This window comes from Algoriphagus hitonicola (assembly GCF_900113375.1).
Classification (GTDB): domain Bacteria; phylum Bacteroidota; class Bacteroidia; order Cytophagales; family Cyclobacteriaceae; genus Algoriphagus; species Algoriphagus hitonicola.
In genome coordinates this window covers 223,910-239,568 of the sequence record NZ_FOPC01000002.1, presented here as the reverse complement: position 1 = coordinate 239,568, position 15,659 = coordinate 223,910, and the positions used below count along the sequence as shown (strand labels likewise).

At 43.5% G+C, this 15,659-nt stretch carries 11 protein-coding genes; 8 read left to right on the top strand and 3 right to left on the bottom strand.

What is annotated here, in order from left to right; all coding sequences use genetic code 11:
* Positions 1 to 1,914, bottom strand: coding sequence for a 1-deoxy-D-xylulose-5-phosphate synthase (gene dxs, locus BM043_RS03775; RefSeq protein ID WP_092788980.1), 1,914 nt, complete (start codon positions 1,912 to 1,914; stop codon positions 1 to 3).
* Positions 1,915 to 2,092: 178 nt separating this feature from the next.
* Here dxs and BM043_RS03770 point away from each other — a divergent pair, with 178 nt between their 5' ends.
* Genes BM043_RS03770 through BM043_RS03755 form a run of 4 tightly spaced genes read left to right on the top strand, consistent with a single transcriptional unit; the run spans position 2,093 to position 7,207 of the window.
* On the top strand, positions 2,093 to 2,842 hold the full coding sequence (locus BM043_RS03770; protein ID WP_092788978.1) for a segregation and condensation protein A: 750 nt from the start codon (positions 2,093 to 2,095) through the stop codon (positions 2,840 to 2,842).
* A gap of 1 nt (position 2,843) precedes the next feature.
* Positions 2,844 to 3,929 carry a lysylphosphatidylglycerol synthase transmembrane domain-containing protein gene (locus tag BM043_RS03765; RefSeq protein WP_092788976.1) on the top strand — a complete coding sequence of 362 codons (1,086 nt, stop codon included), beginning with the start codon at positions 2,844 to 2,846 and terminating at the stop codon, positions 3,927 to 3,929.
* Positions 3,907 to 6,366 carry a bifunctional UDP-N-acetylmuramoyl-tripeptide:D-alanyl-D-alanine ligase/alanine racemase gene (locus BM043_RS03760; RefSeq protein WP_092788974.1) on the top strand — a complete coding sequence of 820 codons (2,460 nt, stop codon included), beginning with the start codon at positions 3,907 to 3,909 and terminating at the stop codon, positions 6,364 to 6,366. Before BM043_RS03765 ends, BM043_RS03760 begins: the two co-directional genes overlap by 23 nt.
* Before the next feature lie 31 nt (positions 6,367 to 6,397).
* Positions 6,398 to 7,207: an ion transporter gene (locus BM043_RS03755; RefSeq protein ID WP_092788972.1), complete on the top strand. Its 810-nt coding sequence runs from the start codon at positions 6,398 to 6,400 to the stop codon at positions 7,205 to 7,207.
* Positions 7,208 to 7,212: 5 nt separating this feature from the next.
* On the opposite strand, the gene BM043_RS03750 is transcribed toward BM043_RS03755, so the two are convergent.
* Both BM043_RS03750 and BM043_RS03745 read right to left on the bottom strand, forming a co-directional pair.
* The gene (locus BM043_RS03750; RefSeq protein WP_092788970.1) at positions 7,213 to 7,905 is read right to left on the bottom strand and encodes a potassium channel family protein; all 693 of its coding nucleotides are present in this window, start codon (positions 7,903 to 7,905) and stop codon (positions 7,213 to 7,215) included.
* Between the two features lie 229 nt (positions 7,906 to 8,134).
* Positions 8,135 to 9,934 carry a TrkH family potassium uptake protein gene (locus tag BM043_RS03745; protein WP_245752930.1) on the bottom strand — a complete coding sequence of 600 codons (1,800 nt, stop codon included), beginning with the start codon at positions 9,932 to 9,934 and terminating at the stop codon, positions 8,135 to 8,137.
* A 524-nt stretch (positions 9,935 to 10,458) separates the two neighbouring features.
* Here BM043_RS03745 and BM043_RS03740 point away from each other — a divergent pair.
* The 4 genes from BM043_RS03740 to BM043_RS03725 all read left to right on the top strand — a co-directional run bounded on the left by BM043_RS03740 (position 10,459) and on the right by BM043_RS03725 (position 15,636).
* Positions 10,459 to 11,991 (top strand): SulP family inorganic anion transporter, encoded by a 1,533-nt coding sequence (locus tag BM043_RS03740; RefSeq protein WP_092789361.1) that lies wholly within the window; start codon positions 10,459 to 10,461, stop codon positions 11,989 to 11,991.
* A 345-nt stretch (positions 11,992 to 12,336) separates the two neighbouring features.
* On the top strand, positions 12,337 to 12,708 hold the full coding sequence (locus BM043_RS03735) for a GIY-YIG nuclease family protein (protein WP_092788966.1): 372 nt from the start codon (positions 12,337 to 12,339) through the stop codon (positions 12,706 to 12,708).
* Positions 12,709 to 12,822: 114 nt separating this feature from the next.
* Positions 12,823 to 14,043, top strand: a complete 1,221-nt coding sequence (locus tag BM043_RS03730) for a permease (protein WP_092788964.1) — start codon at positions 12,823 to 12,825, stop codon at positions 14,041 to 14,043.
* A gap of 225 nt (positions 14,044 to 14,268) precedes the next feature.
* Positions 14,269 to 15,636, top strand: coding sequence for an alpha/beta fold hydrolase (locus tag BM043_RS03725; RefSeq protein ID WP_092788962.1), 1,368 nt, complete (start codon positions 14,269 to 14,271; stop codon positions 15,634 to 15,636).
* Positions 15,637 to 15,659: the final 23 nt, after the last annotated feature.

Genomic DNA, 15,659 nt, shown 5'->3' with positions numbered 1-15,659 from the left:
TTACTTGATTTTGAGCACTTCAGTCATACTTCGCACGGCATTGGCAATTCCCTCCGGATCAAATCCACAAAGTCGATGCAGTTCGATTTGCTCACCATGCTCGATGACCTCGTCCGGAATACCCAAACGCTTCACCTGAGCCTGATAGCCATGATCGACCATAAATTCCAGTATGGCCGAACCAAAACCACCCATCAGACAGCCGTCTTCCACGGTGATTACTTTATTGAATTTTCCAAATACCTCGTGAAGCAATTCCTCATCCAAAGGTTTCACAAATCGCATATCGTAATGCGCTGGGTTTAAACCTTCTTTTTCAAGGCTTTCACAGGCCTCTACTGCATAATTCCCAATATGACCTAGGGTTAGTATAGCTATTTCTTCACCTTCTTTCACGATTCTACCCTGACCTGTTGGGATGGCTTGAAATTCCGTCTTCCACTCCGGCATGACACCGTTTCCTCTCGGATATCGGATCGAATAGGGACCTCCATGATGAGTAGAAGAATACATCATATTTCGTAGCTCTTCCTCATTCATCGGTGCTGCTACAACCAGATTGGGCACACATCGGAAATAAGCCAAATCATACGCGCCGTGGTGAGTCGGTCCATCTGCCCCAGCAAATCCTGCTCGATCAAGACAGAAGACTACGGGTAGATTTTGTAGGCAGACATCATGAATCACCTGATCATAAGCCCGCTGCATAAATGTCGAGTAGATATTGCAAAATGGGATTAAGCCTTGCGTGGCCAATCCCGCCGAGAAGGTCACCGCATGCTGCTCGGCAATCCCTACATCAAATGCCCGATCAGGCATTTCTTTCATCATGATGTTCAAAGAAGATCCCGATGGCATCGCAGGAGTCACGCCCATAATTCGAGAATCTACCTTTGCCAGTTCGACTATTGTATGGCCGAAGACATCCTGATACTTGGGTGCCTGAGGTTTGCCATGAGATTTCTTATAAATTTCCCCGCTAACTTTATCAAAAGTACCCGGTGCGTGCCAAGTAGTATGGTTTCCCTTTTCGGCAGGTTCGTAGCCTTTGCCTTTTACGGTGACACAATGTAGAATTTTCGGCCCTGGAATATCCTTCAAATCCCGTAGCACTTCAACCAGATGATTGACATCATGGCCGTCTACAGGACCAAAATAGCGGAGATTAAGCGATTCAAAAAGATTGCTTTGCTTCAGGACTGCCGATTTGATCGCGCCTTCCACTTTCGAGATGATTTCCTGTGCCGAGCTTCCAAACTTGCTGAGTTTACCCAGCATTTTCCAGACCTCATCTTTGGCCTTATTATACGTATGGGAGGTGGTAATATCAGTCAAATAATCCTTCAAAGCCCCTACATTGGGGTCGATGGCCATGCAATTGTCATTCAGGATGATCAACAAATTAGAATCGCTCACCCCGGCATGATTCATGGCCTCAAAGGCCATCCCTCCTGTCATGGATCCATCTCCAATGACGGCTACATGTTGGATATTCGTATTTTTGTATTTTGAAGCCACAGCCATACCCAAGGCGGCTGAGATGGAAGTACTCGAGTGACCCACTCCAAACGTATCGTATTCGCTTTCTTTTCTTTTCGGAAAACCGGAGATCCCACCGAAAATCCGGTTGGTATGAAATTTTTCTTTCCGACCGGTTAAAATTTTGTGTCCATAAGCCTGATGACCCACGTCCCAGACGAGTTGGTCTTCTGGAGTGTTCAGTACATAATGCAGAGCGACAGTGAGTTCGACCACGCCTAAACTTGCTCCAAAATGACCACCATATACGGAGACGTTGTCTATGATAAAATCGCGCAACTCATCGCAAATCTGGACTAATTTATCTTTGGGGAACTTTTTGAGGTCCTCAGGACTATCTATTTGGGCTAATAATTCTCCGGGTTGAATCAACATGAACGCTTCTACGATTTGTGGTCAGAAAAGATAAACTTAACAAAGAATTGTTTGTTTTTTAGTTAGCATAGCAACTAAGTACAATCCCCCGATTCTCCGACCTGAAATCCAATTATTTCTAGTAATTGAATATCTTTGACAATAAGGCCACAAAATTAACCATTAATTTAGATATCCATTGAGTTTCGAAATCAAATTACCGCTATTTGAGGGTCCTTTTGACCTCATGCTCTTTTTTATAGAGCGTGACGAGCTGGATATTTACGATATTCCTATCTCCAAGATTACCAATGATTTCCTCGATTATCTCCATCATCTGGAGCAAATGGAAATCGAGGTAGCGAGTGAATTTATTCTCTTTGCGGCTACGCTGATGAAGATTAAATCTCGAATGCTGCTTCCTCGGCCCGAGTTAAATCAGCTTGGAGAGGAAATTGACCCTAGAGAGGAACTTATTCGGAATTTATTGGAATATAAAAAGTACAAATCGGTAGTCGCTGATTTGGCAGCTTTGGAGGAAAACCGAATTGTCAAAGAGAAAAGAGGTAATATTGCCGCTGAACTGAAAGCGCTCAGCAAAATTGACGATGTGGATGCTGAGCTTCAAGATGTAGACTTGTACAAGCTATTGAAGGTATTTCAAAAGTGCATGGCCAAAATGGCCTCCCGAACCGAGGAAACAAAACATACTGTCATTCAGTATCCCTATACCATAGAACAACAAAAAGACTTTGTGTTGGAAAAAATAAGCTTCAAAAGAAAAGTACCATTTACCGATTTTATCAGTTATAAGCCTGATAAAATCTTTGTTATCTATACCTTTTTGGCCATTTTAGAGCTCCTTCAGCTGTCAGAAGTGACTATTATCATCGGAGAAGGGTACAACAATTTTTGGGTAGAAAAGACGGAGCCGATCGGAGTAGCCTAATATGAAGCTTGACAATAAGAAGATTTTTGAAACACTCAACCCCAACAAGGTCTGGGTTCCCGTTCTGATTGGATTGGGGATCGTATTTGGGATGTTTTATTTTGACCCCAGTGTCAATGCCAATACACTCCGCGGAGTATTTGATGCCTCAGCAGCCTTTATCGTCTTGGCCATTGTGGTGATATTTTTCAGAGATTTGGGTTATGTATACCGGATTCGGGAAATCACCCAAAAAGAGCTCTCCTGGACTCGGGCGATTTATGTGATTATCCTCTGGGAATTTGCTTCAGCGGTGACGCCCTCAGTAGTCGGTGGGACAGCCGTAGCCATATTTATTTTGAATAAGGAAGGAATCAAGCTTGGTCGAGCTATCGCCTTTGTGATGGTGACGGCGATTTTGGACAATCTTTTCTTTATTATCGGAGCGCCGATTATCCTCTATTTTGCCAAAGGAAATATTTTTCCTGACAGCCAGCTACTCGAAAATCAGCTGGAGAATAGTCTTCAGGCGATCTTTTGGATTAGTTATGGATTATATGCAGGATATAGTCTGATTATGGCTTTGGCATTATTTTACCGACCAAGAGTATTCAAGTGGATTCTGATCAAAATCTTTTCCATTAAATGGCTCCGCAAATGGAAACATGATGCACAGGAGTACGGTAATCAGATCATCGATGCCTCAAAAGAATTGAGTGGAAAAAACTACAAATATTGGGTCCCTATTATCTTAGCCACCATATTTATTTGGTCCTCGCGCTATTTGATGCTCAATGCGCTGATTTCGGCTTATATACCACTAACCCTGGATAATCAAGTTATTGTATTTGCCCGGCAAGTAATCATGTGGATTGTAATGATGATTTCACCCACTCCTGGAAGTTCTGGGACGGCTGAGTTTTTCTTTGGGCAGTTTTTCGCTCAGTTTTTGGGGGGATATACGTTTGTGACGAGTATTTTGTGGAGATTGCTTTCCTATTATCCATATTTGATTCTGGGGGCGATTTTCCTTCCACGGTGGATTCGTCAGGTTTTCTTCAAGAAAAAAAGCAATCCCTCAATCGATGATACAGAGCCTCAACCCTGATCAAATTGCAGCAATTACCTCGGGAGAGATTGTAGGGCCTGGTGTGACTACGGCAATCCGACGAATCGCCATTGATTCCAGGCAGGTGATTGATTCGGCTCATACCCTTTTTGTGGCTTTGAAAGGGGCCAAAGTGGATGGTGCCAGATTTATTCCGGATTTGATCGCTCAGGGAGTTTCTGTTTTTTTGATTTCCAAAACAGAAAAATCCAACTTTCCCGGGATTACGCTGATTTGCGTGGAGGATACCAAGGTAGCACTTCAAAAACTCGCCGAATACCAGCGCTCTTTTTTCCCCAATCCACTAATAGCGGTCACCGGATCCAATGGAAAAACCATCGTCAAAGAATGGCTGGGCCAGGTGCTTTCAGAGCGATTTTTGGTGGCCAAAAGTCCTAAAAGTTACAATTCCCAAGTGGGGGTTCCGCTTTCTGTTTTTGGAATGGAGGGTTTCCATCAGGTCGCAGTGATGGAAGCAGGAGTTTCGCAAAAAGGAGATATGAAGGCTCTGGCTGGGATCCTCCAACCTGATTTGGGGATTTTTACCAATATCGGAGCCGCACACGATGAGGGCTTTGCCGATAGAAACGAAAAGATCAAGGAAAAACTGACCCTTTTTCAAAAGGTCAAATTGCTGATTTATTGCTCCGATCATCCGGAAATCAACGAAGTTATCAGGCAGAAAATAGATCCTGAAAAATTGATCTCCTGGTCGGATCGACCCGGAGCAGATTATACCCGTTCTGTGAAAATATTGGAGCAAGGAGCACGAATCATTTTGATGAAATCGGATTTGAGTACGCATACTTTTTTTACCCAATTTTCGGACAAGGCCTCCCTCGAAAACGTCACACACGTCATCATTGCCGCTCTGACACTTCAGCTCAATCCCGAGCAGATTCAGCAGGGTCTTCAGCATCTCAAACCCGTGGATATGCGACTTACCCTCAAAGCGGGTATCAATGACTGTAGCCTAATTGACGATACCTACAATAATGACCTGGAGGGTTTGCGGATTGCATTGGACTTTATGAAAATGCAGCGACCCAAAAGCCGAAAAATCCTCATTATCTCGGATTTATTACAGCAGGGATCGCCGGATCATTGGTGTCCCGAAGTGGTGAATTTGATCCAAAATCACGGGATTGATTGGGTTTTGGGTGTCGGAAAATCGATTCGGGCTATTGGGGATCAGTGGAAGGGGAAAATTGATTTTTTTGAAACTACCCAAGAAATGTTGGATGGGTTGAAGCCTGAATTTTTTCAAAATGATCTGATTTTGGTCACTGGGGCCCGGGCTTTTGGGTTTGAATCGGTAATCAATCTTCTACAGCAGCGAATTCACGGGACGGTTTTGGAAATCAATTTGAATGCTTTGACCCATAACTTCAATTTTATTAAAAAACGCCTTCATCCCGATACCAAAGTAATGGTTATGGTCAAGGCTTTTGCCTATGGTGGGGGAGCGGTGGAGATCTCCAACCATTTGCAAACACTCGGAGCGGATTACCTCGCTGTGGCCTATACCGATGAGGGGGTGACTTTGCGTCAGCATGGAATCAAGCTGCCGATTATGGTGATGAATCCACTGGAGGAGTCTTTTCACCTATTGAGGCAATTTGACTTGGAGCCGGTGGTATTCAGTTTGGAGTTTTTCAAAAAGCTAAACCGATGGTGCTTCGAACAGGATGCAGCTCTAAAAATTCATTTGGATTTGGATACGGGAATGCACCGACTGGGCTTTGAGGCGGGGGATTTAGCGGAATTGCGAATTGAATTGCAACACACAAAAAACCTGAAAATCGCATCCATTTATACCCATCTGGTAGGGTCGGATGAGCAAATCCATGAGGAATATTCCCGGGAGCAATTGGAAAACTTTCAGCACATGAAAGATTCAATTTTGGAGGTTTTGGACGAGAAACCATTAATCCATGCCCTGAATTCCGGGGGAATTATTCGTTTTCCGGAGTATCAATGGGATATGGTTCGTTTGGGAATAGGCTTGTATGGGATAGAGGTCACAGGAAATCATGATTCTGCATTGAAATCAGTCAGTACGTTGAAGACGACCGTTTCCCAGGTTAAAAGCTTGGCGCCGGGGGAGACGGTAGGTTATTCCCGCAAGGGCATGATGGAAAAAGGCGGGAAAATCGCCACCCTTCCGATTGGCTATGCAGACGGTTTTGACAGGAGATTCAGCAATGGCAAAGGATATGTGCTGATTCACGGAAAAAAGGCTCCAGTCATCGGCAATGTCTGCATGGATATGGTGATGGTGGACGTGACCGGAATGGCAGTCAGGACCGGAGATGAGGCGGTAGTTTACGGACAGGAAATTTCCCTAAAGGAGCTTTCAGAGCGAATTGGGACGATTCCCTACGAACTCCTAACCAATATCAGCAGTCGGGTCAAGCGAGTCTATTACCTGGATTGATGAATTGAATTTTATTTTTTTAAATTCCGAAATGAAAATCAGCAAAAAGCGACTGGCCCACATTGTTTTCGAATCGGATGATCGGGCCTCCCGAACCTTCGACTTGGTCTTGTTGGTTCTTATCTTTGCCTCGGTGATAGTGGCCATTTTGGATTCTGTGGCCCACCTAAGAGCTGATTACGGCGCACTTTTTTATCAACTGGAATTGCTGTTTACCTTTTTGTTTACCTTGGAATACCTCCTGCGGGTATGGCTCACCAGCCGAACGATGAAGTACGTGAGCAGCTTTTACGGGATTGTGGATTTGCTGGCGATTTTGCCGGTTTATTTGAGTTTTTTGGTGGCCAATGTCCAATTGCTGACTGTCGTCCGTTCCCTGAGGCTTTTGCGGGTTATTCGAATTTTGAAGTTAGGCAGGTACTTGGCTGAAGCAGATTTTATCCGCAGATCTCTCAAAGCCAGCATGGCCAAAATCCAGATTTTTTTATTTACTGTGTTGACAGTGGTATTGATTATGGGGACGATGATGTATTTGGTCGAGGGACCTGAATCCGGATTCACCTCGATTCCCAAAGGAATGTACTGGGCGATCGTAACCATGACTACGGTAGGTTTTGGGGACATTACTCCGGTGACGACCTTGGGGCAATTTATGGCCTCTTTGATTATGCTTTTGGGTTATGCGATTATTGCGGTGCCCACTGGAATAGTCAGCTCGGAAATGGCAAAAATGAAGTCAGCGGATCATCATGCTTCTACCCGTACCTGCACGCATTGTGGAAAAGACGGATTGGATCCATCGGATCATTTTTGTCGGGAATGTGGGAATTCCTTGGATTGATTTCTTTAATCCTCAGAAAGATTCAAAAACTCCTGTAGATGTTTGAGTTTGCCGAAAAGCAAAAGCAAATCCCCTTCTTTGAAGGTGTAATCAGCATTAATTACCCCCAAAACATTTTTGTGAGGTACAGCCAAACCAATTAGATTTTTACGTTCCTCCATCCGGATGATCGTCATGATATTCAGAAAAAATTCACTCCGAATATTTGACTCGGATACGGTCATTCCCACAAATCGCTTAGGTACTTTGGCTTCTACAATATTGTATTCGTCGGAGATTTCAAGCGAATCAATCACCCCTTTCATTTCGAGTCTTTTGGCTAGTCGATCGGCCGTCTCTTCTTCGGGATGGATAATTTCTTCGATCCCAATGGCCCTTAGAACTGTTTCATGCAGATTATTGATGGCTCTACCGATAATTCGCTTGGCGTTGAGCTGCTTAAACATGGCCGTACTCATAATCGAAGCACCCACATCCTCTCCAATGGCGATGATTACTACATCGGTATCCTTTACGGGAAGGGTTTTGACCGCCTGCAGGTCCGTTGCGTCCAGTAAAACCGCATGGGTAACCCGGTCCTTTACAAAGTCAATTTTTGACTCACGGGTATCTATGCCAACCACCTCATGGCCCATTTCGGTGAGTTGGATGGCTAAATAACCTCCGAAATTCCCCATTCCTACAATGATGTATTTCATGTGTTTATAATTGTCTTATAGCGGTCACATGGAATCTTCGCATGGATTCCCCGATACATCGGGGCATCCCGGTGTGTGACGGGTACGTCATGCTCGATTTCATGTGTTTATAATTTATTTTTCAAAGGTCATAACTTGTCCCTAGTATTGGGGTGGAATCCCGCAGGGTTGCCCCGATAGATCGGGGCATATCAGTATGTGAGGGTCGCATCATGCTCGATTTCATGCGTTATGTAATTATAATGGTTTCTTTGGGATAAGCGTACTTTTGGCTACCAGCTTTCCTGACTACAGCTACTAATATAGTCAAACTCCCTACTCGACCGATAAACATAATGATCATGATGACGATTTTACTCGCCGTACTGAGAGAAGCCGTTATCCCCAAACTCAATCCAACAGTAGAAAAGGCACTAAACACCTCAAAGGCGACATCAATCAAGGCCAATTCGGGATTAAAAAGCGTTACCAAAAATACCCCCAAGCCGATGATCAAAAAGGAAAGTGCGATTACCGCAAAAGCTTTTTGAAGACTATCCTGACTGATTTCCCGACCAAATATTTCTACTCTCTTTTTCCCGCTCGCAATACTGACCGTATTGATTACCGCCACGGCAAAGGTACTGGTCTTCAATCCTCCTGCCGTACTTCCCGGGGATCCTCCGATCCACATCAACACCAGGTAAATCAACACCGTCGGCATGGCCAGTTGCGTCATGTCCACGGTATTAAAGCCCGCAGTTCTTGGAGTAACCGTCCCAAAAACCGTAGTAACAACTTGGCCATAGGGACTCAAGCCCTGAAGAGTATGTTCTTTTTCTGCAAAATAGTACACCACTGCTCCCAGAATCAATAAAAACCCGGTGGTATACATCACCAATCTGGTGGTCAGATTGGTTGTACGGGCCACATGTCTAAATTCCTCGTATCCGCAGAGCTTTTTCCATCCGCCGACCACCAGATGCTTGAGGTAGGAATAATAGTTTAAGACTACCGGAAAACCGATCCCTCCCAGCACGATAGCGATACAAATTCCCAACTGCATGGTGTAAAGCTCCCGAAATCCAGCTTCGAAAAGGCCATTGCGCAGCGTAGAAAATCCAGCATTGCAAAAGGCAGAAATGGAGTGAAACAGAGAGAAAAATATCCTATCCGAGATACTTTCAAATAAGGATCCCGGCGTATTGAAATAAATCATCAGTGCTATTCCTCCTTCAACCAAGAGGGTAAAGGAAATGATTTTTAAAAGCGTGGAATAAACCTCATTGACATTGTTTTCATTGATGTAATCTCTCAGAAAAAGACTGTTTTCGAGACTGTAGCTCCCTTTGAAAAAGAAACCGAAAAAACTGGTGAACGTCATCATTCCCAGACCACCGATTTGGAAAAGTGACATGATTACCGTCTGACCGAAAAATGTAAAATCCGAGGAAGTATCCAACACAATAAGTCCCGTCACACAGACGGCGCTGACCGAGGTAAAAAAGGCATCAATCACTGAAATATCCCGGGTGGTGGCAGCAGGTAAACTCAGCAGCGCGGCACCGATGCAGATGACCATCAAAAACGATAAAATAAAAACCAGGGATGGACTCAATCGCAAGCGGTTCACCGCCATACTCAGCTTACTCAGTTCGATAAAAAAGAGCACAATAATAGAAAGGTTGACCAAATAATAGCTTTCCAGCCATTGGAGATTTGAGTCAAAGGATGAAGGAAAAAACCCAAAGCGATAAATCGCCGAAAATATCAAAAAGAGGCTTAGCAGCACCTCAGTGATGATTCTGGAAGATTGGATTGATTTTTCGAAAAAGCCGATTTTGACTAAAGAAGTGAAGCCAATCAGTAAAATCAACGAAGAAAAAATAACAGACTCGACGAGCCGCTCCCCTGGGTCCTCTGAGTATCCAATATGCCGAAGGAGAACAAGGAAAGCCAAAAAACTCCCATAGCGGATTACCCGCTCAAGGGACTTTTGGAGCTTCTGCAGAAATCGAATTTGCTGACTTGGGGAAGAAAATAGCTTCAAAATAGATTTGAATGGATGTTCAAATGTAGCGTGTTAGGCGAACTTAACAAATTCAATGTTTTCCTAAAAAGTGATTCTTCTCCATTAGAATTCTTCAACCGTTTTTCACTGATTCAATTTAAAAGTTGCGGGCTTAGACTGCGCTAAGCCTGATCACGGCTTGTGATTCACGAATTGCTTGAGAAAGGAGAGATTCGAAACGAAGTGCACGCTTATATCCTGTTCGGGAATTATTTCAAATCAAACCCGAAGGAAAAGCATTTTTCTTCGCGATTCTGTAATCGATTGCGTGTGAAAATAGAACTGATTTTCAGGGACTCACCGCCTAAGCCCCATTTCCCTTGAGTACAAAATATTCTTTGGTAAGCATATTTGTCTTACCTTTGCAGCGCAATGAAATTCTTTATGCTAGCAAACGGGCCACATTAATTTTTGATTTCTTTCTGAATCTCTTTCGGAAAAATGCCCTTTATCTGCATTCTTGCACTTACTCATTCCCACCTAATCAATCCTATTTTATCTTGATGAAAAAGTATTTCAATCTATTTGACTTTAGCCAACGCGTAGATTACAAAACCGAGATTCTTTCCGGCCTGACTGTGGCGTTGGCCTTGATTCCAGAGGCAGTCGCTTTTGCGCTAATCGCCGGGCTTTCTCCCTTGACTGGCTTGTATGCCGCTTTTGTGATGGGTTTGGTCACTTCCATTCTGGGTGGCAGGCCTGGGATGATCTCAGGAGCAACCGGGGCGATTGCCGTGGTCATTGTGACTTTAGCGGCTACTCATGGAGTCGAATATGTCTTTGCAGCGGTGGTTTTATCGGGGCTCATCCAGATTTTGGCAGGTTCACTTCGTCTGGGAAAATTGATCCGCTTGGTACCCCATCCGGTGATTTTTGGTTTTGTCAATGGTTTGGCAATCATCATTTTCATGTCCCAATTGGATCAGTTTAAAGGCATGGATGGAAATTGGCTGACCGGAACGCCACTCTACATTTTATTGGGTTTGGTACTTTTGACCATGCTGATTATTTGGGGATTGCCCAAATTGACTAAGGCAGTTCCCGCTTCTTTGACGGCTATTGTGGTCGTTTTTGGATTGGTGCTTGCCTTGGGGATCGACACCAAGACTGTGGGCGATATTGCCAGCATCAAAGGTGGATTTCCTCCTTTTCATATTCCTGCTATTCCCTTTAACCTAGCGTCGCTTCAGATTATTTTTCCTTATGCGGCGATCATGGCAGGTGTGGGATTAATCGAGTCGCTTTTGACCTTAAATATTGTCGATGAGATTACCGAAACCCGCGGTCGAAGTAATAAGGAAGCGGTAGCCCAGGGCGTGGCGAACGTGGCTTCGGGATTTTTCTCAGGAATGGGTGGCTGCGCGATGATCGGTCAAAGTTTGATCAACGTGTCCTCAGGGGCGAGAGCTCGACTTTCGGGGATTGTGGCCGCAGTAATGTTGTTGGTATTTATTGTCTTTGGCTCCAGTTTGATTGAGCAGGTACCCATGGCAGCCTTGACTGGTCTGATGATTATGGTGGCCATCGGGACCTTTGAATGGGCTAGTATTCGCACCATCACCAAGATGCCGAAGAAAGATATTTTCCTGATGTTTTTAGTCACCATGATCACGGCGGTACTTCATAATTTGGCTTTGGCGGTATTGATCGGAGTGATTTTGGCAGCCTTGTTTTTTGCCTGGGACAATGCCAAACGTATCCGTGCCCGCAAGCATATCTATAGAAACGGGGTTAAACATTATGAAATGTATGGCCCACTTTTTTTTGGTTCGGTGGCGGCATTCAATGAGAAATTTGATGTATTGAATGATCCGGATGAGATCGTGATTGATTTTGCTGAAAGTCGGGTCGTGGATATGTCGGCGATTGAGGCTTTGAATAAAATTACCGAGCGCTATATGAAAGTGGGTAAAAAAGTTCACCTGAAGCATTTGAGCCCAGATTGCCGTCGATTGTTGGCCCGGGCTGATCAAATTATCGATGTGAATATTATGGAGGATCCTACCTATAAGGTGCTGACGGATGAGTTTGCATAATTGGGGCTTCGACTCCGCTCAGCCTGACAATGGCTCTGCTCGGCCTGACAAGGGCTCTGCTCAGATGTTGAAAATCTACCAACAAAGGTTGGTCTGGAAAACTGTGTCAGTCCGAGCGGAGTCGAGGACTTTTCGATCTCGTACAGATTTCGGAACGCAACCAATGATTGAATAATGTTGACCGGAAAACTGTATCAATCCGAGCAACAATATGAGGGAAATCTTAAATTGTGAGGACCTTTCAATCCAACATTAAAGCAAAAACTACTCAAAATTTCAACTCAATTATTTGATTTTTAGGTCTTTGATTTTAATTTAAAGTATTCCTTTTCAGTTCTTAAAATTTTGAAGAAATATTTCGTCTATATTTTAAGTTGTTCAGATAATTCATTTTATACAGGGATTACAAATGATCTTGAGAGACGATTTGGAGAACATCAAACCGGTATTGATCCAAAATGCTACACATATTCTAGAAGACCTTTAAAATTGGTTTTTAATCAAGATTTTGCTGATGTACGTGAAGCTATTTCTTTTGAGAAACAGGTTAAAGGATGGAGTAGGAAGAAAAAAATAGCTTTGATCAAAAATAATTGGGAGTCTTTACGGGCATTAGCAAAATGTAAAAACGAGACTTCGCATAAAAATTATCGTGGGGGCTTCGACTCTGCTCGGCCTGGCTTCGACTCTGCTCAGCCTGACAACGACTCCGCTTAGCCTGACAAAAACTTGATTTTACTTAATAGCCTTTATGAGCATGCTATTGATCCATTTTTGGACTTTACCAGATTTTCTTTAACTTAAAAGGAAGTCGAAACTCAAATCAAACCTATGGACAAGTTTTTAGAAAACTGGGCCCAATCGGCCTACACCAGTTTGGGATTTTTTTGGATGGCCCTTTGGGCTTTTATTTTGGGTTATGCGCTGAGTTCGCTGATCCAAATCTTCGTAACCGAGCAACGCATGCAAAAAACTATGGGAGACAGTGGTGGCAAAAGTATGGTCTTGGGTACATTCTTCGGTTTTATTTCCAGTTCCTGTAGTTTTTCAGCTTTGGCCACCACCAAATCCTTATTTCAAAAAGGAGCCAGTTTTTCCGCTGCCATGGCTTTTCTTCTGGCTTCGACCAATTTGGTGATCGAGCTGGGAATAGTAATTTCCATCTTTCTGGGCTGGCAGTTTGTCGTTGGTGAATATGTCGGAGGAGCCTTGTTGATTTTGATATCCTGGTTTTTGATTCGGGTGATTAAACCCAAGAAACTGATCGAACAAGCCAGAAAAAATTTAGGCAAAGCCGAAGCAGATGATAAATCGGACCAGTCCCTAAAAAAGCGAATCCAATCTTCTGAAAACTGGGCCAAGGTGGGTAAGCAGTATGTGATGGAGTGGAAAATGGTCTGGAAAGATGTGACCATTGGATTCACGATTGCGGGGATCGTAGCGGGTTTTGTACCCGATTCTTTTTTTCATTCTTTATTTATCAACACGGGCGAAAATGCCGACTCTTTTTCGTTTTTGACCTTGCTGCAGCATACCGTCATCGGTCCCGTAGCGGCTTTTCTGACTTTTATCGGTTCGATGGGAAATATTCCATTGGCTGCCTTGCTCTTCGGTAAAGGAGTGAGTTTTGCCGGGGTGATGGCTTTTATCTTTAGTGATTTGGTGGTCTTTCCGGTGCTGCGAATCAACGCCACTTACTATGGTTGGAAGATGTCCCTGTTTATTTTGTTTTTGCTTTTTTCTTCTTTGATCGGAACAGCCTTGTTTTTGCACTATGTCTTCGAATGGATGGGTCACTTACCGGACCTAAGCTCGTTGGATATTACTGATCGTGAACACTTTGCGGTTGACTACACCTTTTTCTTCAACCTGTTCTTTTTGGGGCTAACGGCTGTACTGGTTTACTTGGGATATGTCAAGGGAAAAGGCGTGATGCACCATATGGAAATGGCGCCCAAAAGTGCCTTGCTGGAGAAGATTTTGACTTATTTGGCCTACATAGCCTATGTTTGGTTGGCTGGGGGAATGTTGGTTTGGGGATTTGTGGTTTGAATATCCCTGAAGTTCGTGTTTGGAGCACAACTGGAAACTTACAGTCTATTAATTAAGTGAAAGTGTTCCTTCCTATGCGGCAAATAAGTTTTTGGCCATCCATGGTAAATCAGAGAAAAACAAACTTACACTCTTAAATGATCTACTATTCATTAGTAAAAGAAGTTAAAATTAGTAGATTTTTTAAAAATATTTTGTAACTAGAATGCTTTAAATCAATTTGTTATGAAACCGAGCACGACGCAAGCGACACACACTGGGATGCCCCGATGTATCGGGGAATCCATGCGAAGATTCCATGTGGCCTTAAAGAAAAATTATAATCACATGAAAAAGGTTATTTCAATAATAGTTGTCTTAATTTTCTTTGCGGCTAACGTTTGCCTAGCACAAACAAAAGGAGAGTCTATTCTCGTCGACGGTAAATCCATCCATTATTTATTGATGGGAGATAAAAACAGAAAATTAGGGCAACCCCTGATTATTCTGGAAAGCAATCATGCCTCCAATGCCGAAACTTGGAATAAAGTTATCGACCTTTTAGGCAAGAACACCCCCGTGCTGGCTTATGATCGAGCAGGCATTGGCCAATCTGATTCTTTTGAGGAATTGCCAACTCCCGAAAATCGAACCCGACAACTCAAAAACCTTCTCACAGAATTGAACCTAGAGCCACCTTATATTTTGGTAGGACATGGATGGGGAGGCATTTTGATTAAGGATTTTGCCCAATCTTATCCCGAACAGGTAGAAGGGATGGTTTACCTAGATCCGGTGGATGAGTCTTCCAGCTTTGAAAAAATGGTTGCCATTTTTGACAAAGAGGGCTGGGATGGGGAGAAAGTCGCCAGGGAGTATTTTGATCTTCGAAAGAAAAGATTTCAACAAGCACCAGAAGGAATAAAGAAGGAAGCTCAAGTCATGTTTGATTTTGCAAAAGGTGAAAGGAGGAAGTCTGAGCTATATGATTTTCCAAAAATTCCATCCGCAATTCTCGCAGGAGGCAAGCAAGTAGTCTTTATGGAAAATCCTTTTGAGCCAAAACTATCAGTTGATTACCTGCAAATGGTCAATCTGCTCCACAAGAACCGAATCGCTGAATTTACGACTCAGATTTTGAATAGCGAAGATTCAGAAATGGTCCTTCTGTCCAATTATTCGCATTACCTACATCTACAAGAACCGGAAAAAATCGCTTCCTCCATTCTATCAAAGTATTATGGGGATCCGGCTAAAAAATTGGTGAAGGCCGCTCAACTGTATGATTCCGAGCGATTCGCCAAATACCTGGAAGGATTGGAGATGCACACTGCTTCCGGGAAAATTCCTGAGGCAACGATTAATATGCTCGGCTACGATCAGCTTCGCAAAGATCAACCAGCCCATGCTTTGGCTTTATTTACCTATAATTTGAATCGAAACCCGAATTCAGCGAATGTTTATGACAGTATGGGTGACGGATTGGTCGCCTTGGGAAAGACACAAGAGGCTGTAGCCTATTATGAAAAAGCGGTCTTGCTGGGAGAAAAAAGTCAACACAACGATTTAGGTATATTTAAAAAGAACTTGGCAAGGGTTAATGGGGAAAAGTGATTGTTTATTTCCCTATTGCATTT